The sequence below is a fragment of the Kribbella sp. NPDC048928 genome (assembly GCF_043197975.1).
Taxonomy (GTDB): domain Bacteria; phylum Actinomycetota; class Actinomycetes; order Propionibacteriales; family Kribbellaceae; genus Kribbella.
The window spans coordinates 413,114-438,781 of record NZ_JBICUC010000009.1 but is presented as its reverse complement, the minus strand read 5'-3'; the positions used below and the strand labels follow the sequence as shown (position 1 = coordinate 438,781).

Genomic DNA, 25,668 nt, shown 5'->3' with positions numbered 1-25,668 from the left:
GGTCGGGGTGGCGGGTCGGGGTGGCGGGTCGGGGTGGCGGGTCGGGGTGGCGGGTCGGGGTGGCGGGTCGGGGTGGCGGGTCGGGGTGGCGGGTCGGGGTGGCGGGTCGGGGTGGCGGGTCGGGGTGGCGGGTCGGGGTGGCGGGTCCTCGCGGTTATCCACAGGGGGTACGGCGGCGGGCGGCGAAATCCGTCATTCTGAGGCGGGTGGACTGGTGGTGGACGCAGCAACTGCATGACAAGGGCCTTGGTGCGCTCATCGACGACCAGGACCAGATCGTGTCGCGGGCGCAACTCCTCGCGGCGGGCTGGCCGGAGCCGCGGATCCGGAAGTCGCTCCGCAACAAGCGGTGGCGGACCGTCCATCCCGGTGTGTACGTCGCCCACACCGGGCCGATCGGGTACCGCGAACGGCTCCTAGCGGCCCTGCTCTACGCCGGGCCCGAGGCGGCGTGGAGCCACTACACCGCAGCCGAGCAACTCGGCCTGCTCAAACCGGACCCTGCACGCCACGTCTACGTGACCATCCCAGAGCGCCGAAGGGTCCGGGCGCAGCCTGGTCTCGTGATCCGCCGCGACAAGCACTGGTCCGCGCGGCTCGCTGCGGTCATGCCACCACGACGTACACCTGCCGACGCCGTACTCGACATCGTCGGGATCACGCCGTCGCTGGACGACGCAGCCGCGGTCATCGCCGAGGCCTGTCAGAGCGGGCGAGTCGGCCTGGAGGATCTCCTCGGCGCACTCGCGGATCATTCGCGGATGCGGCACCGGGGCAGCCTGCGGCCGATCATCACCGATGTCGTCGCCGGCTCCCATTCGCTGCTCGAACTCCGCTATCTGCGGGATGTAGAGCGTCGGCACGGCCTGCCGCGCAGCCGGCGCCAGCGCGCGGTCGACGGCATGGTCACGGACGTGTACTACACGCATCTGAACGTCGAGCTCGACGGGCGGCTGCATCTCGTACCGCACCAACGGTGGCGTGACCTCGGCCGTGACAACCAGTCGACGCTCCGGGGCGACGCCACGCTGCGGTACGGATGGTTCGACATCACCAACCGCGCCTGCGATGTCGCGGTACAGGTCCTCCAGGTACTGCGCCGAAAGAACCCGTTCCTGACCGCCACCCCATGCTCCCCCACCTGTCCCGTCGTACCTTTCCGGAACATTTCCGCCAGCTAGCGCAACAAATGTTCCGCAAAGAACCCCTACAAGACAGGACAGAGGCGGAGCGGAGGATGGCGGGTCGCGCGGCGCGGGTCGCGCGGGGGCGGGGGCGCGGCGCGGGTCGCGCGGGGGCGTGGCGCGGCGCGGGTCGCGCGGGGGCGTGGCGCGGCGCGGGTCGCGCGGGTCGGGTCGCGCGGGGGCGGGGCGGGTCGCGCGGGTCGGCGCGGGTCGGCGCGGGTCGGCGCGGGTCGGCGCGGGTCGCGCGGGTCGGGCGGGTGGGGTCGCGCGGGTCGGCGCGGGTGGCGCGGGTGGCGCGGGTGGCGCGGGTGGCGCGGCGCGGGGAGGCTGGGCTGCGGGTGGGGCGCGCTGGGGTGGGTCAGCTGTTCCAGTGAAGGATGGCGGGGGAGCCTCTTTCCCAGCCGAGGGTGGAGAGGGTGGCGGTGTTCAGGACGAAGTGGCGGCCTTCGGTTACGGCTAGCTCGAGCCAGCGGGCGGTTAGGGCTCGGAGAGCGTGGGAGTGGCCGAAGACGAGTACGTCTCCGGGGACCGCGGCTAGGCGGGCGTTGACTCGGTCGAGGCGGGTGGCGACCTGGGCGGGGGTTTCGCCGTTGGGGACCGGGTTGTCCCAGACGGTCCAGCCGGGGACGGTCTTGCGGATCTCCGCGGTGGTGATGCCCTCGTAATCGCCGTAGTCCCACTCGACCAGGTCGTCGTCGACCTCCGCATCCGGGAAGCCGGCCAGTTCGGCCGTCCGGCGGGCGCGCTGCCGTGGTGAGGTCAGTACGAGGTCGAAGGACTCCCCCGCGAGGCGCTCCTTCAGGCTCGCTGCGACACGTTCGCCCTCGGGGGTCAGCGGGAGGTCGGTGACCGACGTGTGCCGGCCGGACCTGCTCCACTCGGTTTCGCCGTGCCGGACCAGGAAGACCCGGTCGTCTCGCTCCTGTGTGGTCACGCTTTCATCCTCGCAGACCGCAAGCCGACCGCGAGCCGGCCACGCGCAGCCCACAGGCAGCCACGAGCACGTCGACGGGCACGTCCACCGGCAAGTCCGCTAGCAGTCCCACAGGCAGGTCCGCCGGCAGTCCGCCGGCAGTCCACGGGCAAGTCCACCGGGCAAGTCCACCGACACGTCCGCCAGCAGTCCACGCGCAGCCCACGGACATGTCCACGGGCAGTCCTCCGGCAACCCACGAGCATGTCCACGGGCACGTCCGCCGGCAGTCCACGGGTAGGACGGCGCCGAAGCCTTGACCGTTTGAACGATCCAGGGCAGGGTATCCAAACTGTAAGCGCTTCCACTTTCATCCCGGGAGGTGAGCCCCGTGGCTTCCGGACCCACCGGCCGGCCGGCGACGATCTACGACGTCGCGGCTCGCGCGAAGCTGTCGATCGCGACGGTTTCGCGTGTCCTGCAAGGGACCGGACCGGTGTCGGCGAAGGCGCGGGCGCGGGTGGACCAGGCGGCACAGGAGCTCAACTACGTACCGTTGCGGGCCGCGCGGAGCCTCGCCGTCCAGCGGCACGAGGCGCACGGGCTCGTACTGCCGGACCTTGCCGGTCCGTTCTACGGCGATTTGCTGATGGGGTACGAGCGTTGGGCCGGCGAGCACGGTCAGAGCGTTGTCATCACGGTCACGCACGGCAACCCGGATCCGCGCCGCAGCGTGATGGATCTGGCCGGGCGGGTCGACGGGATCGTTGTCCACGGCAACGCTCTGGACCTGCCGACGGTGCAGGGGCTGCGCAAGGCCGGCGTACCGGTGGTGCTGATCGCGCATCCGCCTGCGACCGGGTGTGACTCGGTCCGCAGCGAGAGCGCCGCGAGCGCCGAGCTGCTCACCACCCGGCTGCTCGACCACGGGCGGAGCAGGCTGCAGTTCGTTGGTGATCCCGCCAGTTCGTACGACGTCTCCGAGCGGTACGCCGGATTCGCGAAGGCACACGAGCTGCGCGGCCTGCAGGTTCCCAAGCCGGTCCGCGTACCGCTGACGGAGGAGGCAGGACGCGCCGTCGCCGAGAAGGTGCTTAAGGCAACCGAACGGCCTGATGGGCTTGTGTGTGCGAATGACGAGTTGGCGTTGGCGGTGTTGATGGTGTTGGCGGGGCGTGGGGTTGGGGTGCCTGGGGAGGTTGTTGTTACGGGGTGGGATGACGTGATGGCGGCGCGGTACGTGTCGCCGGGGCTGACGACCGTACGGCAGCCGATGGCCGAGTTGGGGCGGGTGGCCGCGGAGCGGCTGCACGAACGTGTGACCGGGTCCCGGACCCGCGCGCGCAACGACGTACTGGCAACGGAACTGGTGCTGCGCGCAAGTTGTGGCACAAACACGGGGGATGCACCGCAGTAACCGAGTGAGGAGACAACAATGTTCACCCACAGCATCCGTCGCGGGTTGGTGATCGGCAGCGCCGCCTTGACGGCCACCGCGCTCGCGCTCACCGGTTGTGGCCGGTCCAGCGACAGCCCCGAGGCGGGGGCGAAGGCCACAACTACTGTCAGCGAAGGACCAGCGACCGGCAACCTGACGGTCTGGGCGATGGGCACCGAGGGCGAGAACCTGCCCAAGCTGATGGACCAGTTCAAGCAGGCGAACCCGGGCGTCAACGTGACCGTCACGCCGATCCCGTGGGACGCGGCGCACAACAAGTTCACCACCGCGATCACCGCGAACACGCTGCCCGACGCGGCGATGGTCGGCACCACCTGGATGGGTGAGTTCGCCGATCTCGGTGCGCTCGACCCGACGCCGCAGGGGTTCGACAACTCCGGGTTCTACGAGGGCGCGCTCGACACGACCAAGGCCGGCGGCACGCAGTACGGCGTTCCCTGGTACGTCGAGACGCGGCTCGTGTACTACCGCAAGGACCTCGCCGCGAAGGCCGGCTTCAGCACTCCCCCGACCGACTGGGACGGCCTGAAGGCGATGGCCAAGGCGATGAAGGACAAGGCCGGCGCGAAGTACGGGATCAACCTGCAGCCAGGCGGTGACGGGTCCTGGCAGACCGTGATGCCGTTCGCGTGGTCGGCCGGGGCGAACATCACCGGGGACGACCAGAAGGAGTTCACCTTCGACACCCCGGAGATGCAGGAGGGGCTGAAGTACTACCAGAGCTTCTTCACCGAGAAGCTGGCCGGCACCGACCTGCCGCCGAACCAGACCGAGGCGCAGTTCGTGAACGGGCAGGTGCCGATGTTCATCTCCGGTCCGTGGATGGCGGGCTCGGTGGCGAAGGCCGGCGGGGACGCGATCAAGCCGAACATCGGCGTGTTCCAGCTGCCGAAGAACAAGACGTCGACGTCGTTCGTCGGCGGATCGGACTTCGTGGTGTTCAAGTCGTCGAAGAACAAGGACAGTGCGTGGAAGCTGGTCAAGTTCCTGTCCGATCCGAAGACGCAGGCGTCCTGGTTCAAGCTGTCGTCGGACCTGCCGGCGGTGAAGAGCGCTTGGCAGGACCCGAGTATCGCGTCGGATCCGCTGCTGCCGGTGTTCGGCAAGCAGCTCGAGGACGCGAAGGCGCCGCCGGCGATCGTGAACTGGGAGCAGGTTGCGAAGGCGTTCGACACCGAGGTCGAGAAGATGGCGAAGGCCGGCCAGTCCCCCGCCGACACGGCCAAGGCCATCCAGACCAAGGCGTCCCAGATCGGCACCGGCGGTAGCTGATGACGGTTGTCACCGAGTCGGAGACCCGGGCGGTACGGCGGTCCGCGCCGCCCGGGCGTCCGCGCCGACGAGTCAGTCGTGAAGCGATTGCGGCCTGGACACTCGCGTTGCCGTTTGTCGTTCTGTTCTTGGCGTTCACGGCTGGGCCGGTGCTCGGGTCGTTGGGGATGTCGTTCACGGACATCAAGCAGCGGGATCTGCGGACGCCGTTCTCGGTGAACGGGGTCGGGTTCGGCAACTACGTGAAGGCGCTGCAGGACGAGACGTTCCGCAAGGCAGCGTTCAACACGGCGTACTTCGTCGTCGTCGGCGTGCCGTTGACGCTGGTGGTGGCGTTGGGAGCGGCGGTGTTGCTGGACCGTGGCGTCAAGCGGTTCCAGGCGCTGTTCAAGGTCGGGTACTACCTGCCGGTGGTGACGTCGATCGTCGCGATCGCGGTGATCTGGCGGTTCGTCCTCTCCCCCGACAACGGCCTGCTGAACACCGTCCTCGGCTGGGTCGGCATCGACGGGCCGAACTGGCTGGCGTCCAAGACCTGGGCGATGCCGTCGCTGATCGCGATGGCCGTCTGGCGGAACTTCGGCTCCGCGATGATCATCTTCCTGGCCGGTCTGCAGGGGATCCCGCAGTCCGTCGAGGAGGCCGGCCAGATCGACGGTGCGGGCTCCTGGCAACGATTCCGGCACCTGATCCTGCCGCTGCTGCGCCCGACCGTCCTGTTCACCAGCGTCACCACCGGCATCGGGTACCTGCAGTTCTTCGAGGAGCCGTTCGTGATGACGCAGGGTGGGCCGCTGGACAGCACGGTCTCGGTGTCGATGGCAACGTACGACCAGTTCGGCTTCGGCAACTACGGGCTCGCGACGTCGATGGCGTACATCCTGTTCGTCGTCATCGCCGTGGTCACGTTCATCCAGTTCCGGCTGCTGAGGGAGAAATGATGCGCCGTACCTGGTGGATCTATCTGATCGGGGTGCTCGGCCTGATCGCGGTCGCCGCGCCGTTCCTGTGGATGGTGCTCGGCAGCTTCAAGACCCAGGGCGAACTGCTCCGGGTGCCGCCGACCTGGTGGCCGAACGAACCGACCTCGCAGAACTACGCAGACCTGTTCAGCAAGGCGAACTTCCCCCGGTACTTCGTCAACTCGACGCTGGTCGCACTGGCCGTGACGGCGGGCAACCTGATCTTCTGCTCGATGATCGGCTACGCGCTGGCCAAGCTCCGGTTCAAGGGCCGGAACGCGTTGTTCGTGCTCGTCATGGCCACGCTGATGATTCCCGGCATGGTCACGTTCGTCCCACTGTTCGTCCTGGTCACGAACGCCGGCCTGGCGAACTCGTACCCGGGCCTGATCCTGCCGTTCCTGGTCTCGCCGTTCGGCGTGTTCCTGATGCGGCAGTTCTTCCTCGGCCTGCCCGACGACCTGATCGACGCCGGCCGTGTCGACGGCACCACCGAACTCGGCATCTTCGCCCGGATCATGCTGCCGCTCACCCGGCCCGCGCTGGCCACGCTCGGCATCCTCACCTTCCTCGGCTCCTGGAACAACTTCCTGTGGCCGCTCGTGATCGCCCAGACCGAGGACAAGTACACCCTTCCCGTCGCCCTGGCGCTGTACTCGACCGGCCAGAACGCGCAGAACTACGGCCTGTTGATGGCCGGCGCGGTCGTGGTCGTCCTGCCGGTGCTCGTCATGTTCCTGGCCTTCCAGCGGCACGTGACCAAGGGCATCGCCATCACCGGACTCAAGTAGGAGACTTCGATGACCGCCAACATCAGTCGCCGTACGTTACTGACCGCCACCGGCGCCCTCACCCTGACCGGCGCCGCAGCACCCGCCTTCGGCGGAACGCCCACGCCCGCCCAACTGCTGAACGACGGCTGGAAGCCGAGCCGCACCGACAAGGCCCTCGTCGGGCGGTGGGCCCGGGACACCTGGCGCAGTCTGGTCGCGATGACGGACGAGCACACCGGGCTGCCTGCTGACAACATCGGCGACTCGGTGACGAATCCGGTACGGAGCAACTACACCTCGCCGACCAACATCGGCGGGTACCTGTGGAGCACCGTGGTCGCGCGGCACCTCGGGATCATCTCGCCGCAGGAGTCGCTGCGCCGGATCACGCAGACGCTGACCACGATGAAGAACGCCGTCCATCACGTACCGAGCGGCATGTACTTCAACTGGTACGACGAGGCGACCGGCGAGGTGCGGTACGTCGACCCGGACGGCACCAAGCCGATCACACCGTTCGTGTCGAGCGTCGACAATGCGTGGTTCGCCTGTGCGCTGCTCGTGGTCCGCAACGCCGAGCCGCGCGCCCGTGCCCTCGCGGACCTGCTGCTGAACCGGATGAACTTCAAGTACTACTACAACCCCGCGGCGCGCCCCGGTGGCCTGATGCGCGGCGGATTCTTCGAGACCCCGCCGCCGGACGAGGAGACCGACAAGGGCAACCACGCCGGCGTCGGACCGGACGTGTACTACCGCAAGTTCCACTACGACACCTGCAACACCGAGGCCCGGATCGCCGGGTACGTCGGGTTCGCGCTGAACCAGGTCCCGCACACCCAGTACTTCGCGACGTACCGGACGTTCCCGGACAGCTGCGACTGGTCGTGGGTGGAGCAGAAACCGAAGGGCGTGCACCGGACGTACCTCGGGCTGGACGTCTTCGAGGGCACGTACGCGTACCGCGGTATGCGACTGGTGCCGTCGTGGGGCGGCGACATGTTCGAGTCGCTGATGCCGGACCTGTTCGTCCCGGAGTCGACCTGGGCGCCGTGCAGTTGGGGCATCAACCACCCGCTCACCGTCCGCGCGCAGATCGAGCACGGCCTGGACGACGCGAAGTACGGCTACTGGGGCTTCTCGCCCGCGTCGAACCCGAAGGGCGGGTACTCCGTGTACGGGGTCGAGGCGATCGGGATGGACCCGGGCGGCTACCCGTCCGATCTCGAGGGTACGAACTACGACGCCGGCTTCGAGGGTTGCCGCGAAGGCACCAACCCGAACCCGACGTACGGCGACGGGGTGGTGACCCCGCACGCGGCGTTCCTCGCGATGTCGTACGCCCCGCGGCAGGCGATCGAGAACCTGAGCAAGATCGAGAAGACACTGCACGCGTACGGGAGCGGCGGATTCTACGACTCGGTGGCGGTGAAGTCCGGGCTGATCGCCCGCCGCTACCTCGCCCTCGACCAGGCGATGGTGATGGGTGCCATCGGCAACGTGTTCGGCAACGAGCTGCTCCGGCGGAACTTCGGTACCCACACGGTCGAGCAGCGGATCCGCCCGCTGATCGCCATGGAACAATTCGAGTCGGGCGAGGCGTAACCCAGCCACCCGGGCCGGGCGACTGCTGAACCCGAGGAGAATGGTGATGACTGTTGCCTCGGTCGAGAAGTTCCGCGACTGGCGGTTCGGGCTGTTCGTGCACTGGGGGCTGTACGCGCTGCCCGCCCGCCACGAGTGGGTGAAGAACTACGAGCGGCTCACCGACGAGGACTACCAGCCGTACTTCGACCACTTCGAGCCGGACCTGTACGACCCACGCAAGTGGGCCCGGGCCGCACGCGACGCGGGCATGCGGTACGCCGTGCTCACGACCAAGCACCACGAAGGCTTCTGTCTGTGGGACTCGGCCGTGTCCGACTACACCGTGGCGCACACCGCCTGGGGCGCCGGGAAGGACCTGGTCAGGCAGTTCGTGGAGGCGTGCCGCGAGGAGGGGCTCGGTGTCGGGTTCTACCATTCGCTGATCGACTGGCACCACCCCGAGTTCCCGATCGACCTCGTGCACCCGCAGCGCGACGACGAGGAGGCGATCGCGAAGGCGGCCGGGCGGGACATCCGTGTGTACGCCGACTACCTGCACGCGCAGACGCGAGAGCTGCTGACCGGCTACGGGCCGATCGACATCATGTGGTTCGACTTCTCCTACCCGGGGCGCTCGTACCCCGACGGACGTGACGGGCACGGCAAGGGTCGCGACGACTGGCGGTCCGAGGAGCTGATGGCGATGGTCCGGGAGCTGCAGCCGGGCATCCTGATCAACGACCGGCTGGACGTCCCGGGCGACTTCGTGACCCCGGAGCAGTACCAGCCGGACGGGCCGATGCTGCGCGCCGGCGTACCGGTGCCGTGGGAGGCGTGCCAGACGCTGAACGGGAGCTGGGGGTACGACCGCGACAACCTGGACTGGAAGTCACCCGAGACGCTGGTGAAGATGCTCGTCGACTCGGTCTCCAAGGACGGCAACCTGCTGCTGAACGTCGGCCCGACCGGACGCGGCGAGTTCGATCCACGCGCTCTGGCGACGCTGGCCTCGATCGGCGAGTGGATGCGGCTGCACGAGCGATCGATCCGCGGCGCGCGGCCGGCTGCTCTCGTCGCCCCACCCGACTGCCGGTTCACGCAGAAGGGCGACCGGCTCTACCTGCACCTGTTCTCGTGGCCGATGGGTCACGTCCACCTGCCGGGCCTGGCCGGGAAGGTCAAGTACGCCCAGCTCCTGAACGACGCGTCCGAGATCAAACGCATCGTGAACGACCCCGCTCAAGAGGCGCAGAACACGACGATGGGCGGCGTCTCCTCGCAGACCCTCACCCTGAAACTCCCGATCCAGAAGCCGAACGTCCTCGTACCGGTGATCGAGCTGTTCCTGAGCTGACTCAGGAGGCCGGGGTGGGACGGCCTGGCTGCTCCCCGCCGCGGCTGTCGAGGTAGTTGTTCTTCGGGACCATGACCTTGCGGCGGAAGAGGCAGACGACGGTGCCGTCCTGCTTGTAGCCCTTGGTCTCGACGTACACGACGCCGCGGTCGTCCTTGGACTTGGACTCCCACTTGTCCAGGACGACCGTCTCGCCGTAGATCGTGTCGCCGTGGAAGGTCGGCGCGACGTGCCGCAGGGACTCGATCTCCAGGTTCGCGATCGCCTTGCCGCTGACGTCCGGCACCGACATCCCGAGCAGGATCGAGTAGATGTAGTTGCCCACCACAACGTTCTTGCCGAACTGGGTGCTGCCCTCGGCGTAGTGCGTGTCCAGGTGCAGCGGATGGTGGTTCATCGTGAGCAGGCAGAACAGGTGGTCGTCGTACTCGGTGACCGTCTTGCCCGGCCAGTGCTTGTAGATCGCCCCGACCTCGAACTCTTCGTAGCTACGCCCGAACTGCATCCGGTTCCTCCTCCGCCGCTGGATTCCCCATGCTGCCGGTCCAGGCGCATCCGGACCGTGGTCTGGCTCTCACCTGTGCGAGAGATACGTCACCTAGTCGGTGGGGCGCGGGGCCGGCTGGTCCGGGAGCAGCGGGTGCACCTCGCCCTTGAGCGCCAGCTTCGCCAGATGGTTGCGCGCCTCTTCGGCGAACTTGAAGTCGCACAGGACGTCGTACGTGGTCGCGACCACCGCGGTCCGCGACGTGAAGTCCCGCCGGCCGGCCGACTGTGCGTAGCTGAGCCCGCCGAACACCAGCCCGAAGAACGCACCGAGCACGATGCCGGTCAGCACCGCGGCGATCCAGTTGTTGGCGGTGAACAGCCCCAGCAGCAATCCGACGAACAGACCGAACCAGGCGCCGCTGGCGACACCGGCGGTCAGCGCCCGGCCCCAGGTCAGCCGCCCGGTGATCTTCTCGACCTGGCGGAGGTTGTTGCCGACGATGGTCGTGTGCTCGACCGGGAACTTCTCGTCCGAGAGGTAGTCGACTGCTCGCTGTGCCTCCCGGTAGGTGTCGTACGTCCCGATCGTCAGGCCGGTCGGCCTGGGGTCCATCGAGGGCATGCCCTGCGCGGTCATCGTCGTTCCTCTCCACGTGCTTCCCCCCATCATTGCCGACGGCTGGTTACCACGTCTTGATAGCCTCGCCGGTGATGACCGGGCGACGGTGGGACCTAGGCGCGACACGCCGGATGGGACGGGTCTTCGCCCGCCGCGCGGCGGGTGCCGGACGCCCGCCCGACGACGTCGTCAGAGGCAAGCTCGAGGGCGCCCTGGTCGACTGGGGGCTGTACCGCGACGGCGTCCGCGACCACCGGGTCAGTTCGTACACGGAGGCTCTCGACCGGGCTCAGCGCGGGCAGGGTTTCGTCTGGATCGGCCTGTTCCAGCCGACCGACCACCAGCTCGCGATCATCGGCGCCGAGTTCGGGCTGCACCCGCTCGCGCTCGAGGACGCGTCCGAGGCGCACCAGCGGCCGAAGCTGGAGCGGTACGGCGAGACGCTGTTCGCGGTCTTCAAGACGGTCACATACGTCCCGCACCGCGACCTGACCGCCACCAGCGAGGTGGTTGCGACCGGTGAGGTCATGGTGTTCTGCGGTCCAGGCTTCGTGGTCACCGTGCGGCACGGTGAGCACAGTGAGTTGACCGGGCTGCGTCAGGACCTCGAGAAGGAGCCGCACCGGCTCGAGACCGGCCCGGGCGCCGTACTGCACGCGATCGCGGACCACGTGGTTGACCGGTACCTGGAGGTCGCGGACGCCGTACAGGCCGACATCGACCTGATCGAGACCGACATGTTCACGCCGCGTGGCTGGCGCAACATCGACCGGGTCTATCAGCTCAAGCGCGAAGTACTGGAGCTCAAGCGCGCCGTGGCGCCGCTGACCGGGCCGATGCGGGCTCTGTCCACACTGCGGCACGCTCTGATCGCCGAGGAGACCAGGAACTACTTCCGCGACGTCGACGACCACCTGCAGCGGGTGAAGGAGCAGGTGATCTCGTTCGACGAGCTGCTCAGCTCGATCCTGCAGGCCGGCCTCGCCCAGGTCCAGGTCGCCGAGAACGAGGACATGCGCCGGATCTCCGCGTGGGTCGCGATCCTCGCGGTGCCGACGATGATCGCCGGGATCTACGGGATGAACTTCGACTACATGCCGCTGCTGCGGCTGAAGTACGCGTACTTCGCCGTCCTCGGAGTGATGGTCTGCGCGTGTTTCGTCCTGCACCGGCTGTTCAAGCGGAACCACTGGCTCTGAACGGATCCGCACGCTCACCCGTTGGGGTGAGGTGGCAACCTTTTGCCATGGCCGGGACTACTCCCGGATTGGAATGTTCAAACAGTTGTCGCCGGATCGGCTGCCTTGATTGAATTCGAGGGTTGCATTCGGTCAGGAAACGACTACTTTCCGCGACCGCTGGACGACCCGGGGGATGCGGTGACGACCTGGAACGGGAGGGGACGGCGATGCTCAGAATTCATTTCACGCCGCGCGACCTGACCCGCGTCACGGTGGCCACCAGGCCGGCTCCGCTCTGGGAGGTGCTGCTCAGCCTGCACATGCTCCAGCACTCGGAGGGCCGGCTGATCTTCGAGGACTGGCGCCGCCGCGTGCGGGCCACCGTTGCCCCGGATCAGATGCGGATGCTGCTCGAGCTGACGCCCTCGAGGGGGTACTCCCCCGACTTCCTGACCCCGGCCGAGTCCGCGCCGGACTTCGAGAGCGCGCTGGAGCAGACGCTGGCCACACCACGCCAGCAGGTGCGCAGCCAGCTCGATCTGCTCGGGCAGTACCGGCCGGCGTCCCCGTGGACGCGGGAGCTGGCGCAGGGCGCCCGGACGTCGATGGCGAAGCTCGGACGGGCCATCCGGACGTACCACGACGCGGCCATTGCGCCGTACTGGAAGTCGATCGGCACGCACGTGTCCGCCGACCACGCCCATCGCGGGGAGGCCCTGGCCCGGCACGGCGTGCACCGGCTGCTGTCGTCGCTGCATCCTCGGGTCCGGTGGGTCGCACCGGTCCTGCAAGTGCTGGACATGAACGACCGCGATCTGTATCTCGATGGCAGGGGAATCGAGTTGCAGCCTTCGGCGTTCTGCTGGCAGGTACCGACCAAGCTGCGGGACCCGGACCTCAAACCGATCCTGGTGTACCCGATCCAGCATGCGCCCGGGATCCTGCGGCAGGCGTCGGTGGAGGCTGCACCGTCGAGCGATCCACTGGGCTCGCTGCTCGGCTCGACCCGGGCCGCCGCCCTGGAGGCGACCGTCTCCGGCTGTACGACGACGGAGCTGGCGAAACGCTGCCGGATCTCCCCGGCGGCCGCCAGCCACCAGGCGACCGTGTTGCGGGAGGCCGGGCTGATCACCACCCGCCGCTCCGGCGCGTCCGTACTGCACGAGATCACCCAACTGGGCATCTGGCTGCTCTCCGGCCACGGCTCCGGTCGCGCCCCCGCGCCGGCAACCCCCCAGAGCCCTGCCCGCTAGCGCGCTGGGCCGACTGGCACCGCCCCGCCCGTCGACCCAGCGCGCCGGGCAGTTTCGCCCGGTAAGCGCGCAGTAAGCGCCCGGTAAGTCCCTCCCTGCAAGCTCTACCTGACCGCCGGCGCGGGAGACGGCGGCCAAACCAAGGGAGAACCATGCGAAAGCTCATCGGCGCTCTGGGTGCGTTGGCAGTCACCGCGACCGGTCTCGTCGCCGCGACGCCAACGGCGCAGAGCACGGTCTATCTGGGGATCTATGCGATCAAAGCACGCAACTCGAACTACTGCGCCGCCGATTCCAGCGATGGCCTGTGGGCGCAGCCGTGCGCCTACGGGGTCAACCAGCAGTGGGACGTCGACGCGCCGCCGAACACCCGCGTGTTCTCGAACCGCGGCTGGATCAACGACTGCCTGGACGACAGCATCAACGGGCTGAACACGGTCCGGTGCAACGGAACCCCTTACCAGCAGTTCACGCTGGTGAAGCAGAGCAACGGGTCGGTCGAGCTGAAGAACCTCAAGACGCGCAACTGCATGACGTTCGCGGGAGGCAATCTCTACGCCTCCACCTGCCGGGGGCTGGCTTCGCAGCAGTTCGTGCTGGTCAAGCTCTGATCAGAGTTTGTAGTCTTCGAGGAGGCGGCGGCCGATGATCATCCGCTGGATGTCGGCCGTGCCTTCTCCGATCAGGAGCATCGGGGCCTCCCGGTAGAGACGTTCGATCTCGTACTCCTTGGAGAAGCCGTAGCCGCCGTGGATGCGGAACGAGTCCTCCACGACCTGCGCGCAGTACTCGCTGGCCAGGTACTTCGCGACGCCGGCCTCGAAGTCGTTGCGGGACCCGCTGTCCTTCTTCCGCGCGGCCTTCACCATCAGCTCGTGCGCCGCCTCGACCTTGACCGCCATGTCGGCGAGCCGGAACAGCACCGCCTGGTGGTCGGCGATCTTCTTGCCGAACGTCTCGCGCTGCTGCGCGTACGAGATCCCCAGCTCGAACGCCCGCCGCGCGACCCCGCACCCACGCGCCGCGACGTTCACGCGGCCGACCTCGACGCCGTCCATCATCTGGTAGAAACCCTTGCCCGGTACGCCGCCGAGGATCTGCCCGCCGTCGATCCGGTACCCGTCGAACACCAGCTCCGTGGTGTCGACGCCCTTGTAGCCCATCTTCTCGATCTTCCCCGGCACGGTCAGACCCTTGTCGACCTCGCCGAACCCGGGCTCCTTCTCGACCAGGAACGTGGTCATGTTCTTGTAGACCGAGTCCTGCCCCTCGTCGGTCTTCACCAGGACCGCGACGAGGTTGCTCGAGCCGCCGTTGGTCAGCCACATCTTCTGGCCGTTGATCACGTAGCTCTCGCCGTCGCGAGTGGCCTTGGTCTTGATCGCGGAGACGTCGGAACCACAGCCCGGCTCGGACATCGAGAACGCACCGCGCACCTCGCCGGTGGCCATCCGCGGCAGGTACTTCTGCTTCTGCTCGTCGGTGCCGTGCTGGAGCAGCATGTACGCGACGATGAAGTGCGTGTTGATGATGCCGGAGACGCTCATCCAGCCGCGGGCGATCTCCTCGACGCACAGTGCGTACGTCAGCAGCGATTCGCCGAGGCCGCCGTACTCCTCGGGAATCATCAGCCCGAACAGACCGAGCTCCTTGAGGCCCTCGACGATCTCGGTCGGGTACTCGTCGCGGTGCTCGAGCTCGGTGGCGACCGGGAGAATCTCCGCCTCCACGAAGGCCCGGACCGTCTTCAGGATCTCCTCCTGGATGTCGGTCAGCCCCTCGGTCTGCTGCAACCTGCTCATCGTGCGCCTCCTTCGACCGGCTTACCCGCGAGTATCGCGGTTCCCAGCATCCCGGCACGACCCCAACACCCGCTGTGACACCGACCACCTGTCGGAGGTCGTGTGGCTCACTCGTTGTTGTGCTGAGGGCGTGGGAGTGACTGGGCGACGGTCGAGAAGAGGGTGGCGATCTGTTGGGTCGCTTGCCAGCGGTGGCGTTGTTGGGCTTCTGCTAGGCGTTGGCGGGCTTCGTAGAAGTGCTGGGCGGCGGACTGCAGGTCGCCCTGGTCGACTGACTGGGCTGCCTGGTCCAGCTGGTGGGCTGCGTCGCGTGGGGCCTTGCTGTGGCTGTTTTGTTGCGTGGCGCGTACCTGCGCCGCCAGCGAACGCAGCCGTTGCACCAGGACAGCACGCGGGTTCTGCGTCGGCTTGGGCGTCGTCGGCTTCTTCGTCGGCGTCGTCTTGGTTGCGGTGGGCGTGGGCTTTGGCGGCGTAGTCGTCTTCGGAGCGGTCGTGGCCTTCTTGACGGGCACTGACGGCGTACCACCAGCCTGTGCCGTCGGCGGGTCGTTACTGACGCCCTCACGCAGCAGGAGCAGCCCGCTGATTGCAGCGAGCACCACGGCGGCACCGATACCGACCTTGGCGAGCGGGAAGGGGCGCTTGGCCGCACGGTGCGAGCTGGGCTCGTCCTCCCAGTGGCCGACGCCGAGCGGCTCCGCACCAGCCGGCCCAGCACCAGCCGGCTCCGCAGGGCGAGGCTGCACGGCAGAGGGCTGCACAGCGAGCACCTGTGTGTTTGCCGGGGCGTTAAGGAGTGCAGCGACCTCACCGGCCGACGACGGCCGGTCTGCTGGGTCCTTCGCCAGCAGGTGCGTGACAAGGTTCGCCAGCTCGGCCGGTACGTCGGTCCGGGTGATGGGCGGCGGCGGTACGTCGAGATGCTGCCGCATCACCACGTCAACGGTCGGCCCGGTGTACGGCGGCGTACCGGTCAGGAGCTCGTGCAGCACGCAGCCGAATGCGTACCAGTCGCTGGCCGGCGTGGCGGGCTCACCACGGACCTGCTCTGGCGACACGTACGACGCCGTACCGAGCAGGACGCCCAGGCCGGTCGTCTCGTTGCCGGCCCGCTTGGCGATCCCGAAGTCGGTCATCTTGAGCGTGCCGTCCGGGGCGAGCAGCAGGTTGCCCGGCTTCACGTCCCGATGGACGATGCCGGCCGAGTGCGCCGCGTCGAGCGCCATGGCGCCTTGGGCGGCGATGTCCTCGACCAGATCGGCGGCCGGGAGTCCCGACGTACGCATCAACTGGGCCAGATCCGGCCCCGGTACGAGTTCCATCACCAGGAACACATGGTCGCCCTCGGTGCCGACGTCGTAGGTCGCGACCACGTTCGGGTGCGTCAATCGAGCGGCTGATTGAGCCTCGGCGCGAAACCGCTCGACCGAGTCCATCGGGTCGCCGTCGAGGCTGCGCAGCAGCTTCACCGCCACCTGCCGGGCGAGGATCGTGTCCTCGGCCCGCCACACCTCACCCGCACCGCCCCTGCCCAGCAGGGTCAGCAACCGGTACCGACCTGCCAGTACCTCGCCGTTCACACACTCACCTTCCGCAGCGGACCGCATCACCTTAGGCGGGATGCCGGTACGGATCGAGTCCGCGGCCAATTCCTTCAGAAACCTCTGCAGAAAGCGATCGGCGTACTACGGTGTGTCGATGAAGCGATCGATTCCCGCCCTGATCGCGACCGCGCTGGTCGCGACGACGCTGACCGCCCTGACCACCACGCCGGCGTCCGCGACGCCGTCCCGGCATCCGAAGCCGGTGGTGAAGTGCGAGTTCACCCCGACGCCGGAGAACCCGGCCGCGAAGCCGGTCCGGATCCCGTCCGCGAACGCCCGCGCGAAGGGCACCGTCGACGTGTACTTCGTGACCAACTACGGGCCGTTCGTGGTCCGGATGGACCGGGCGAACGCGCCGTGCGGCGTGCACAACTTCGTACACCTGGTGAAGAGCCGGTTCTACGACTTCACCCAGTGCTTCCGGCTGACGAACTCGTCCCGCCTCGGGGTGCTGCAGTGCGGTGACATCTACCGCCAGGAGGAGGGTGGGCCGGGCTACAAGTTCCCGGACGAGGTCACCGGCCAGGAGACGTACCCGCGCGGCACCGTTGCCTACGGCAACCAGGGTCCGGGGACCAACGGATCGGAGTTCTTCGTCGTGCACTCGTTCGCCAACATCGACCCGAACTACACCGTCCTCGGCCACGTGATCGCCGGCATGTCCACCTTCGACCGCATGGTCGCCGCCGGCATCGCCGACCCCGACCAGGACGGCCCCCCGGCAAAGCCCATCCACATCCTCAAGGTCTGGGCCCACTAAACCCCAGCCGACCCCCTGCGCAACACCGGTGGTTATCCACCCGTGTGGTGGGTTCTCCACACTTCTAACAGCGAAGAACCCACCACACGAGTGGATAACCACTCGCGTTAGGCGGGCCGACGGCGGCCGGGGCCGGGGGCGGGGGGAAGGGCGCGAGGCGGGAGGCGGTGCGGGGTTAGGTGGTTGGGGGGTGCCAGATGTTCGTGCGGGTCAGGGCGGCGGCGCGGCCCTTGGCGGAGATGACGAGGGCCATTTTGCGGCTGGCCTCGTCGATCATCTCGTCGCCGAGCATCACCGCGCCCCGGGCGCCACCGGCTGCGGAGGTGTAGTGGTCGTAGGCGTCGAGGATGTTCTCGGCGTGGTCGTAGTCGTCCTGGCGCGGCGAGTAGACCTCGTTCGCGGCGGCGATCTGGTCGGGGTGCAGGACCCACTTGCCGTCGAAGCCGAGCGCGGCGGAGCGGCCGGCCACCCGGCGGAAGCCGTCCGCGTCCTTGATCTGCAGGTAAGGACCGTCGATCGCCTGCTTGTCGTAGGCCCGCGCGGCCATCAGGATCTGCATCAGGATGTAGTGGTACGCGTCGCCGACGTCGTACCCGGGCGGCTGCTCCCCGACCACCAGCGACTTCATGTTGATCGAGGCCATGAAGTCCGCCGGCCCGAAGATGATCGTCTCGACCCGCGGCGACGCGGCCGCGATCGCGTTCACGTTGGTGAGTCCGAGCGCGTTCTCGATCTGCGCCTCGATGCCGATCCGGCCCGGCTCGTACCCGTGTACCTTCTCCAGCTGGGTGAGCAGCAGGTCGAGCGCGACCACCTGCTCGGCGGTCTGCACCTTCGGCAGCATGATGCAGTCGAGGTTCGCGCCGGCGCCGCCGACCACCTCGATCACGTCGGCGTACGTCCACTCGGTGGTCCAGTCGTTCACCCGGACGACCCGCAGCTTGTTGCCCCAGCCGCCTTCGTTCAGCGCGGCGACGATGTTCTTCCGGGCGTCCGGCTTGGCGATCGGCGCGACCGAGTCCTCCAGGTCCAGGAACACCTGGTCGGCGTCCAGCCCCTTCGCCTTGGCCAGGAACCGCGGGTTCGACCCGGGCGTGGCCAAACACGACCGCCTGCTCCGCAAACCCTTGTCCGTCACCTTGTCCACCACGGCCGACCTCCGCTCGGTTACCCACCGGTCACCGGCAGCGTACGGTGAAACGCGTCCGGACTGCCCGGTGACATCGCTCACTGTGTCAAGCTTTGTGACACCCTGGGGCGGTGGACACCGAGGAAGCTGTGACGGAGATCGCGACCGTCATGAAGAAGGCCGGCCTGGTCTGGCTGGCCTGGGACGGCCGGCGACCGGCTCCCGCGTGGTTCGCGAACGTCGACGGCCAGTACGTCGTGCTGGCGGACTCGGCCGACAGTGCGGAACAGCCGCTTCCCGGACTCGCCACAGCGTCCTCGGTCAACGTGGTCGTACCAACCAAGCCCGCAACGAGCCGCCTGGCGGGCTGGCAGGCCACGGTACGCCGGCTGGAACCAGGCACCGAAGAGTGGACAGCAGCCGCGCAGGTGCTCCGTACGGAGCGCCTCAACGCAGCCGAGCTGGACACGCAACTGGAGCGCTGGAAGACCCAGGCAGACCTCCTCGTCCTCGAGCCGACCGGTGACCTCACAGAGACCGCCGGGCGGTACGGCAACACACCACGGGCCGAGACTCCGATACCAACCAGAGCCACGACCCGCGGCAAACCTCCGACCACCCTGCACCGCGCCGTCAGACGCCGCCCGAAGCTGACCTAATGCAGTCCGAACGCCCGCTGGACCGTCTGATTGATGCTGTTGCCTGCATCGTCGTGTGCCGTCACACGCAGGCTCACGTACTCGGCTGACCTGGGTGCATCCAGCTTGACTCGCCAGCCCGCCTTGAACCGCTGTGCCTTGACGGGCTTCCACGTGGCGCCGTCGTCGTACGAGAACTCCACTGTCGCCGTACTGATCTTGCCGGTGCCGATAGCTCCCGGCAGGTGGGAGGCAGTCACAGTGAGGTCGGTGTGACGCTTGGCCCGGCCGGACAGGTCAGTTCCGATCGAGTAGTCGAGCTGCAGCAACGGCATCGTCTCGAGCCGCTCGAACGACGCCTGCCCCGAGCTGAACCCCCACTCGGTGTGGGTGCTGGGCGAGTACGGCCGGTCCGGCAGCGCCCGTTTGGTGTCGACGACGAGCCGGTACGGCAGCCGTTCCGGAGCGACCTCCACCGACAGCGCGTCAGCGCCCTCACCGAGTAGCGTCTCGCCCTGGTAGAACCTGGACGTCACCGACGCGCCGACGTCGTACACAACCCCCTGATGCGCACCAGAGTCCGCGAACCCGGGCAGGCTGAAGACGGACATGATGTCGCCCGTACGCGACGGTGGCGTGGACAACGCGCTGTCGCTCAACAGCCGCGGCCGCTGGATGCCCGCGAACCACGTGTCCCTCGTAGTGGTACCTGCACGGTACGACAACGAGGAGCTCTGCTCGGTCAGGTCAGGTACTGCGGCCATGCTCAGCCACTGCACCTTCGGTGAGGCCGTCACGAACACGGTGCGGTCGCCTTGCGCCGGCACCGGGGTCGCCATTGCGCCCACAGCCGTCACGAGATCCGGCGACAGGTCGAAACGGATGTCGAGCGCCTCACCCGGCTTGGTGTCCCGGAACGACTCGTCGATCCGCGCCAGGTCACGTACACCCGGCCGGTACGCCGGGTCCTTCGGCACTGCACCGTCGTGGTGCTGGACCAGGTCGTACAGGTAGTCCGGGTACGGATGCGACTCGAGCCTCAGCAGCTTCGGCCGGTGTGCCAGCAACTGTTGCGCCTGGTCCGTGTTCAGCGACGCCACCGGCAGTGTCGGTGCCTCCTCCTGCGGCAGGTCGGCCCACGCGTCCAGCGGGCCGTAGCCGTCGTTCAGGATCAGCAACAGCTTCGCACCGGCCCTGGCTGCGGCCGCGGCCTGCTCCGTCGGCGGTACGGCATCGTTGCGCTGGGCAACCACAATCTTGCCGCGGACGTCGTACTTCGCCGGATCCGAGCCGACGTACACGACCGGGGAGAGACCGATACCTTCCGGCAGTTTCGGCGACCAACTCTGGACGACGCTGTCGAACGACCCGACTGTCAGCGCGGGTTGTACCTGCCGCCAGCGCGTGGCGAACGTGTAGGAACCCTGTGTCACCTTGGGAGACGGCGTCGCCCAGAGCGAGTCGTAGATCCACCACTCCAGCTGGTACGAGTCGACAAAGCGATGCAGGTCGGCATAGCTGCGGTACTGGTCGATTCGTACGTACGTGTTCTGGCTGGGCCGTGGAGTGACAGCAGCCACCTTGTGCAGACCAGCCGCGTCGAAAGTGACCACGCGGTCCTGGTTGACGTCCAGTTCGGGCTGGCTGATCACAGCGCGCCCCAGCGAGTGCGGGCCGTCCAGCCCCGGTACGTCGGCGTACATCCACCCGGCGTACGTACTTGGGCGAACGCTGATGTCCAGGCCGCCGTTCACCTCGTACACCTGCGGTACCACGTCCCGCTTGATGTCCTTGAGTACGACGACACCGGACAGCGGCGCACCGTGCGGGTCCTTGGCGCGCAGCGACAGCTTGACGCGCTGGCTCTGCTTGCTGACACCGATGCTGGTGTGTGCGACCGCTGCCCCACTCGCGTCCGTTGCCGTCAGCATTGAGCTGTAGCCGGCGTCATCAGCGGCCAGGTCCAGGTGACTCACTACACCGACAGCCGCCGTACCGTGAGCCGGCACCGTCACCTGAGGAGCTGTCAGCGTGAACAGGCCAGCCGGAATGCCCTGGTTCTTAAGAGCCAGGTTCAACGTGACTGGCTCAGCACCGCTGTTGGTGTACGTAACGTCCTTCTGCACCAGTCCGCTCGCCGGGTACGGCCACTTGACCGCCGCGAACGCAGAACCGGTCGAGTACACAGTGCTGCGCACAGCAGCCGCCACGTCCAGTCGGCCAGTACCCGCTGCGAACGGGCTGTACTGCACCGTCGGCTTGGTCGTGCTCACCAACGCGTCCTTCAACTGCTGCCCGGTCCAGTCGGGGTGTACATGCGCCAGCAACGCCGCCGCACCGGCCACGTGCGGCGTCGCCATCGACGTACCGCTCATGGCGACGTACGCCCCCTCGCCTTCCGGCGAGTACTGCGACCGTGCGGCGAGCACGTCGACGCCCGGAGCAGTCAGGTCAGGCTTGAAACCGCTGTCGCCGAGGCGCGGACCGCGGCTGGAGAACGCGGCCAAGCGGTCGTTCCCGTCGACCGCACCGACCGTGAGCGCAGCGTCGGCAGCACCCGGCGCCGAGACGCTGTACGGGTCCGGGCCGGAGTTGCCGGCCGCGATGACGAACAGCGCGCCGGTCTCCGCGCTCAACTCGTTCACTGCCTGGCTCATCGGGTCCGTGCCGTCGGTCGGACCGGAGCCGAGGCTCATGCTGATCACCTTGGCGTGCTGGTCGCGTGCGGCCCACTCCATGCCCGCAAGGATCCAGGAGTCCTGGCCGTCTCCGTCGTTGTTCAGCACCTTGCCGATGTGCAGGCCGGCGCCAGGCGCGACACCGCGCTCCATGCCACCGGACGCGGCGCCCGTACCGGCGATCGTCGAAGCGACGTGTGTCCCGTGACCGTTGCGGTCCGTGACGTCCTGGTCCGGTACGAAGCTCTCGGAGGCGACGATCCGTCCGTCGAAGTCCGGGTGTGCTGCGTCGATCCCGGTGTCCAGTACGGCGACGTCCACGCCCTGGCCGGTGTCGCCGCCCTGCCACACCTCCGGCGCACCGATCTGCGCGGTCGTGTCGGACAGCGCGGCCTTCACCTTGCCGTCGAGCCAAACCTTGGCGACCGACCCGCCGGCTGTGAACGACGACCAGAACGACGCGGCGCGGTTGTGGTCCGCGGTCAGCGCCGCACCCTTGATGCTGCTGAGTGCGAGCGTCTGCCGCGCACCCGCCAGAGGAACCTGCTTGCGGCCCGGTACGTACGACACGATCAGCGGTGTGCCGTTGCTGTGCGCGTCGTCGTACCCGTCCGCGACGAGCTGGGTGACGTTGAACAGGCGTTCGTCGAGCACACCGGACGCCAGGTAGGACATCGCGGCGTCCGGGTAGACGTACAGGTCGTTGCCTACGGCCATGATGTGCGCGCCGGCCGGCGTCCCGTTGGGCTTGCGGACGGTCGCGGTCGGATGGCCGGCGACGGTGGTGACGGTGACCTTGTCACCGGTGATCAGGGTTACGGTGCGCGGCGGCGACGTGCTGACGGGCGGCTGTGCCGCCTGCGCAGCAGTTGGCACTGTGACGGCGGCGAGCGCCAGTGCCGCCGCGCCGAGGGCGGTCAGCCAGCGGCGGTACGAGGAGGGGAAGGGCACGGAAGCTCCAAGCTCAGGGGGAGTCCAACGATCTCCGAATTACATGTGGCTCCCGTGCCCTGCTGCTATGGATCTGGCTGGCGCAAACGGGTCACGACCAATCCGGTCACAGCCAGCCTCGGTCGCGGGCGTGCCAGCCCAGTTGGAGGCGGGAGCGGGAGTGGGTCTGTTCCATTAGCTGCTGGACTCTGCGGGCCACTGTGCGGCGGCTGATGCCCAGCCGGGCCCCTGCGGCGTCGTCGGTCAGTCCTGCGACCAGCAGCGACAACAGGTGCCTGTCCTCGGCGGACATCGCCTCCTCCGCCTGTAGCTCGTCGGAGTCGGTCACGGACAGCGGGCTGGCCCTGTTCCACACTGTCTCGAACAGCGCGACCAGTGCGTCCAGCAGGCTGCACGGGTGCACCAGCAGCGCCGCGTCCTGTGCCGGCGTCGCCCAGTCCAGCGGGAGCAGTGCCAGCTCCCGGTCCGCGATCGCCAGCTTGGTTGGCAGTACGTCAGCGATGCGGGCCCGCTCCCCCGCCCGGACGTGGCTGACCGCACTGGCTGCCAGCACCGGGTCGGCGAGGGCGGAGTTGTCGTACACCACCCGGTACGCCACACCAGCTCCCTGCCGGGCCAGCTGCGTACTGTTCACCTCAGCTGAGGCGACGTACGGCGGGGCCACCAATTCGCGCATCTCGGCACGGGCGGTCCGCTGCACCCGGTCGAACGCCAGCCCGACCGCCGTCTCACCGGCGACGATCTCGATCAGCTCCTCGGTCCGCCGGGCGCCGGTCTGGCGGCTCGCCTCGGCCGCCAGCCGGTACGCCGCCTTGCGGATCCGTTCGAACTCCTCCTCCTGCCGCAGGATCAGGTGCTCCACGGCCAGCTCCGGTGGCACCGGCACGATCAGCTCGCCCGGCGCCGGCGTCCGGTGCACGAAGCCCTCCGCCAGCAGTACGCCGACCGTCCGCTCGACGTCCGGCTCGGACAGCCCGAGCCGCTTGGCAAGGTCGGCCGGCGACGCCCCGCCCCGGCGGACCAGCTCCAGGTACGCCGTCTCCTCGTCCACGCCCAGTCCGGTGGATCCCAGCATCCCCACCCCACTCCGATCTGACCCGAGGAGCAGAAGTCTACGAAGCGTCCTGAGCCGGGACGCCGGTCCGCCGGGTTAGCCTTCGGGCATGAACGAGCGAAGCGAGTTCATCGGACAGCACAGAGCGGCGGTCCGCTCATCCCCGCCCGGAGCGGAGCGAGGACGGGGATGAGCGGATCACCGTCGCGGGTTTATGTCGCACGGCTGGCCGGTCTGCCGGTGTATGACCCGAACGGGGACCAGGTCGGCAAGGTACGGGACGTGGTCGCCATGCTGCGCCAGGGCGACCAGCCGCCGCGTGTCCTCGGGCTGGTCGTCGAGGTGTTCACCCGGCGCCGCATCTTCCTGCCGATGACCAGGGTCACCTCGGTCGACATCGGCCACGTCATCACGACCGGCCTGCTCAACATGCGCCGTTTCGAGCAGCGGGCGACCGAGGTGCTCGTACTGGGCGAGATGCTCGACCGGACAGTCACGCTGGCCGACACGGGCGGCACCGCGGTCGTGTACGACATGGCCATGGAGCAGTGGCGGACCCGCGACTGGCTGCTGACCAAGGTCGCTGTGCGGGAGGGATCCAAACGGTTCCGCCGGCGCGGTCAGACCCACGTGCTCGACTGGACCGACGTCAGCGGGTTCACCCAGGTCGAGGAGGGACAGGGCGCGACACACATCCTGGCTGCCTTCGACTCGATGCGTGCGGCCGACCTCGCCGGCGTACTGCACGACCTGTCCGCCAAGCGGCGCAAGGAGATCGCGGCTGCGCTGGACGACGAGCGGCTGGCCGACGTACTCGAGGAGCTGCCCGAGGACATCCAGGTCGAGATCCTGGCCGGTCTGGACACCGAACGCGCCGCCGACGTCCTGGAGGAGATGTCCCCCGACGACGCGGCCGACCTGATCGCGGAGCTGCCTACCGAGACGGCCGAGCGGCTGCTGACGCTCATGGAGCCAGAAGAAGCAGAGGACGTGCGGCGGCTGCTCACGTACGAGGAGCACACCGCCGGCGGTCTGATGACGTCGGAGCCCGTCATCCTGCCCGTGGATGCCACGGTGGCTGATGCGCTGGCGCACGTACGTAACGCGGACCTGAGTCCCGCACTGGCCGCCATGATCTACGTCTGCCGTCCCCCGCTGGAGACGCCGACCGGACGGTTCATCGGCATCGGTCACATCCAGCGGCTGCTCCGCGAACCCCCGTCCGAGCTGGTCTCCGCCGTACTCGACACCGACCTCGACGGACTGCGGCCGGACGACAGCCTGCAGACGGTCAGCAAGTACCTGGCGACGTACAACCTGGTCTCGGCACCAGTGCTCGACGACGAGGGCCGGCTGATCGGTGCGGTCACCGTCGACGACGTACTCGACCACCTGCTCCCCGACGACTGGCGTGAGCACGACCACCCTGATCAGCCCGACACGCCGCAGGAGGTGGCCCACGATGCCCCGTGACGACCGCAGGATGCCCCGCGGGACCTCCCGGCTCGACGTACCGCGGGACTGGCGGCGGACGTTCGTACCGCGGCCGACGTACGACGCGGACGCGTTCGGCCGGCTGTCCGAGCGGATCGCGCGGTTCCTCGGCACCGGGCAGTTCCTGGTCTACATGACCGTGACGATCCTGTTCTGGATCGGCTGGAACATCTTCGCGCCGGAGAGCATCCGGTTCGACCAGTACCCGTTCATCTTCCTCACCCTCGCGCTCAGCCTGCAGGCGTCGTACGCGGCTCCGCTGATCCTGCTCGCGCAGAACCGGCAGGAGGCCCGCGACCGGGTGCAGTACGAGCGCGACCGCGCCGTCGACGCCCGGACCCGTGCGGACATGGAGTTCCTGGCCCGCGAGATGGCGTCACTGCGGATGGCGGTCGGCGAGGTCGCCACCCGCGACTTCCTGCGCTCCGAGCTCCGCTCGCTGCTCGCCGACCTCGACACGCGCGAGGACGATCGGGTTTGACCCCGAGCTAGGCTCACTATCAGGTGAGGAAGAA

Annotated in this window: 22 protein-coding genes; 14 read left to right on the top strand and 8 right to left on the bottom strand. The window is 68.3% G+C overall.

Annotation, left to right across the window (positions count from 1 at the left end; all coding sequences use genetic code 11):
• Positions 1-206: 206 nt before the first annotated feature.
• Positions 207-1,181 carry a hypothetical protein gene (locus tag ACGFI6_RS35070; RefSeq protein ID WP_393126371.1) on the top strand — a complete coding sequence of 325 codons (975 nt, stop codon included), beginning with the start codon at positions 207-209 and terminating at the stop codon, positions 1,179-1,181.
• Positions 1,182-1,542: 361 nt separating this feature from the next.
• Here ACGFI6_RS35070 and ACGFI6_RS35065 read toward each other — a convergent pair whose 3' ends face one another.
• On the bottom strand, positions 1,543-2,118 hold the full coding sequence (locus ACGFI6_RS35065) for a histidine phosphatase family protein (RefSeq protein WP_393126369.1): 576 nt from the start codon (positions 2,116-2,118) through the stop codon (positions 1,543-1,545).
• Positions 2,119-2,488: 370 nt separating this feature from the next.
• Here ACGFI6_RS35065 and ACGFI6_RS35060 point away from each other — a divergent pair, with 370 nt between their 5' ends.
• The 6 genes from ACGFI6_RS35060 to ACGFI6_RS35035 are packed head-to-tail and all read left to right on the top strand — an operon-like array spanning position 2,489 to position 9,501.
• Positions 2,489-3,514 carry a LacI family DNA-binding transcriptional regulator gene (locus tag ACGFI6_RS35060; RefSeq protein ID WP_393126367.1) on the top strand — a complete coding sequence of 342 codons (1,026 nt, stop codon included), beginning with the start codon at positions 2,489-2,491 and terminating at the stop codon, positions 3,512-3,514.
• An 18-nt stretch (positions 3,515-3,532) separates the two neighbouring features.
• On the top strand, positions 3,533-4,828 hold the full coding sequence (locus tag ACGFI6_RS35055) for a sugar ABC transporter substrate-binding protein (RefSeq protein WP_393126365.1): 1,296 nt from the start codon (positions 3,533-3,535) through the stop codon (positions 4,826-4,828).
• Positions 4,828-5,769, top strand: a complete 942-nt coding sequence (locus ACGFI6_RS35050; protein WP_393126363.1) for a carbohydrate ABC transporter permease — start codon at positions 4,828-4,830, stop codon at positions 5,767-5,769. Before ACGFI6_RS35055 ends, ACGFI6_RS35050 begins: the two co-directional genes overlap by 1 nt.
• A complete protein-coding gene (locus ACGFI6_RS35045) occupies positions 5,766-6,581 on the top strand; it encodes a carbohydrate ABC transporter permease (RefSeq protein WP_393126361.1) in 816 nt (271 codons plus the stop codon). The genes ACGFI6_RS35050 and ACGFI6_RS35045 overlap by 4 nt, the downstream gene beginning before the upstream one ends.
• A gap of 9 nt (positions 6,582-6,590) precedes the next feature.
• Positions 6,591-8,165, top strand: a complete 1,575-nt coding sequence (locus ACGFI6_RS35040; RefSeq protein ID WP_393126358.1) for a glucoamylase family protein — start codon at positions 6,591-6,593, stop codon at positions 8,163-8,165.
• A 46-nt stretch (positions 8,166-8,211) separates the two neighbouring features.
• Positions 8,212-9,501: an alpha-L-fucosidase gene (locus tag ACGFI6_RS35035; protein ID WP_393126356.1), complete on the top strand. Its 1,290-nt coding sequence runs from the start codon at positions 8,212-8,214 to the stop codon at positions 9,499-9,501.
• Position 9,502: 1 nt separating this feature from the next.
• On the opposite strand, the gene ACGFI6_RS35030 is transcribed toward ACGFI6_RS35035, so the two are convergent.
• Both ACGFI6_RS35030 and ACGFI6_RS35025 read right to left on the bottom strand, forming a co-directional pair.
• Positions 9,503-10,006, bottom strand: a complete 504-nt coding sequence (locus tag ACGFI6_RS35030) for a MaoC family dehydratase (RefSeq protein WP_393126354.1) — start codon at positions 10,004-10,006, stop codon at positions 9,503-9,505.
• 93 nt (positions 10,007-10,099) lie between these two features.
• Positions 10,100-10,627 carry a general stress protein gene (locus ACGFI6_RS35025; RefSeq protein ID WP_393126352.1) on the bottom strand — a complete coding sequence of 176 codons (528 nt, stop codon included), beginning with the start codon at positions 10,625-10,627 and terminating at the stop codon, positions 10,100-10,102.
• A 74-nt stretch (positions 10,628-10,701) separates the two neighbouring features.
• On the opposite strand from ACGFI6_RS35025, the gene ACGFI6_RS35020 reads away from it, so the two are divergent.
• The 3 genes from ACGFI6_RS35020 to ACGFI6_RS35010 all read left to right on the top strand — a co-directional run bounded on the left by ACGFI6_RS35020 (position 10,702) and on the right by ACGFI6_RS35010 (position 13,654).
• On the top strand, positions 10,702-11,808 hold the full coding sequence (locus tag ACGFI6_RS35020; protein ID WP_393126350.1) for a magnesium and cobalt transport protein CorA: 1,107 nt from the start codon (positions 10,702-10,704) through the stop codon (positions 11,806-11,808).
• Between the two features lie 209 nt (positions 11,809-12,017).
• Complete coding sequence (locus ACGFI6_RS35015) at positions 12,018-13,043, top strand: ArsR/SmtB family transcription factor (protein WP_393126348.1); 1,026 nt, start codon at positions 12,018-12,020, stop codon at positions 13,041-13,043.
• Positions 13,044-13,195: 152 nt separating this feature from the next.
• On the top strand, positions 13,196-13,654 hold the full coding sequence (locus ACGFI6_RS35010; protein ID WP_393126346.1) for a hypothetical protein: 459 nt from the start codon (positions 13,196-13,198) through the stop codon (positions 13,652-13,654).
• Here the strand turns inward: ACGFI6_RS35010 and ACGFI6_RS35005 are convergent, their stop codons facing one another.
• Positions 13,655-14,845, bottom strand: a complete 1,191-nt coding sequence (locus tag ACGFI6_RS35005; RefSeq protein ID WP_393126344.1) for an acyl-CoA dehydrogenase family protein — start codon at positions 14,843-14,845, stop codon at positions 13,655-13,657.
• Between the two features lie 107 nt (positions 14,846-14,952).
• Positions 14,953-16,425, bottom strand: coding sequence for a serine/threonine-protein kinase (locus ACGFI6_RS35000; RefSeq protein ID WP_393126342.1), 1,473 nt, complete (start codon positions 16,423-16,425; stop codon positions 14,953-14,955).
• 118 nt (positions 16,426-16,543) lie between these two features.
• On the opposite strand from ACGFI6_RS35000, the gene ACGFI6_RS34995 reads away from it, so the two are divergent.
• The gene (locus ACGFI6_RS34995) at positions 16,544-17,209 is read left to right on the top strand and encodes a peptidylprolyl isomerase (RefSeq protein ID WP_393126340.1); all 666 of its coding nucleotides are present in this window, start codon (positions 16,544-16,546) and stop codon (positions 17,207-17,209) included.
• Between the two features lie 175 nt (positions 17,210-17,384).
• On the opposite strand, the gene ACGFI6_RS34990 is transcribed toward ACGFI6_RS34995, so the two are convergent.
• The gene (locus ACGFI6_RS34990) at positions 17,385-18,347 is read right to left on the bottom strand and encodes an HpcH/HpaI aldolase/citrate lyase family protein (RefSeq protein WP_393126338.1); all 963 of its coding nucleotides are present in this window, start codon (positions 18,345-18,347) and stop codon (positions 17,385-17,387) included.
• Positions 18,348-18,469: 122 nt separating this feature from the next.
• Here ACGFI6_RS34990 and ACGFI6_RS34985 point away from each other — a divergent pair, with 122 nt between their 5' ends.
• Entirely contained in the window at positions 18,470-18,997 is a 528-nt protein-coding gene (locus ACGFI6_RS34985) for a hypothetical protein (RefSeq protein WP_393126336.1), read from the top strand.
• Here the strand turns inward: ACGFI6_RS34985 and ACGFI6_RS34980 are convergent.
• Together ACGFI6_RS34980 and ACGFI6_RS34975 are read right to left on the bottom strand one after the other, a co-directional pair.
• Positions 18,994-22,605: a S8 family serine peptidase gene (locus tag ACGFI6_RS34980; RefSeq protein ID WP_393126334.1), complete on the bottom strand. Its 3,612-nt coding sequence runs from the start codon at positions 22,603-22,605 to the stop codon at positions 18,994-18,996. The genes ACGFI6_RS34985 and ACGFI6_RS34980 overlap by 4 nt on opposite strands.
• Before the next feature lie 106 nt (positions 22,606-22,711).
• Entirely contained in the window at positions 22,712-23,680 is a 969-nt protein-coding gene (locus tag ACGFI6_RS34975) for a helix-turn-helix domain-containing protein (RefSeq protein WP_393126333.1), read from the bottom strand.
• A 168-nt stretch (positions 23,681-23,848) separates the two neighbouring features.
• On the opposite strand from ACGFI6_RS34975, the gene ACGFI6_RS34970 reads away from it, so the two are divergent.
• Together ACGFI6_RS34970 and ACGFI6_RS34965 are read left to right on the top strand one after the other, a co-directional pair.
• Positions 23,849-25,132 carry a magnesium transporter MgtE N-terminal domain-containing protein gene (locus ACGFI6_RS34970; RefSeq protein WP_393126331.1) on the top strand — a complete coding sequence of 428 codons (1,284 nt, stop codon included), beginning with the start codon at positions 23,849-23,851 and terminating at the stop codon, positions 25,130-25,132.
• Positions 25,122-25,634, top strand: coding sequence for a DUF1003 domain-containing protein (locus tag ACGFI6_RS34965; RefSeq protein WP_393126329.1), 513 nt, complete (start codon positions 25,122-25,124; stop codon positions 25,632-25,634). The genes ACGFI6_RS34970 and ACGFI6_RS34965 overlap by 11 nt, the downstream gene beginning before the upstream one ends.
• The last annotated feature ends 34 nt before the right edge of the window (positions 25,635-25,668 follow it).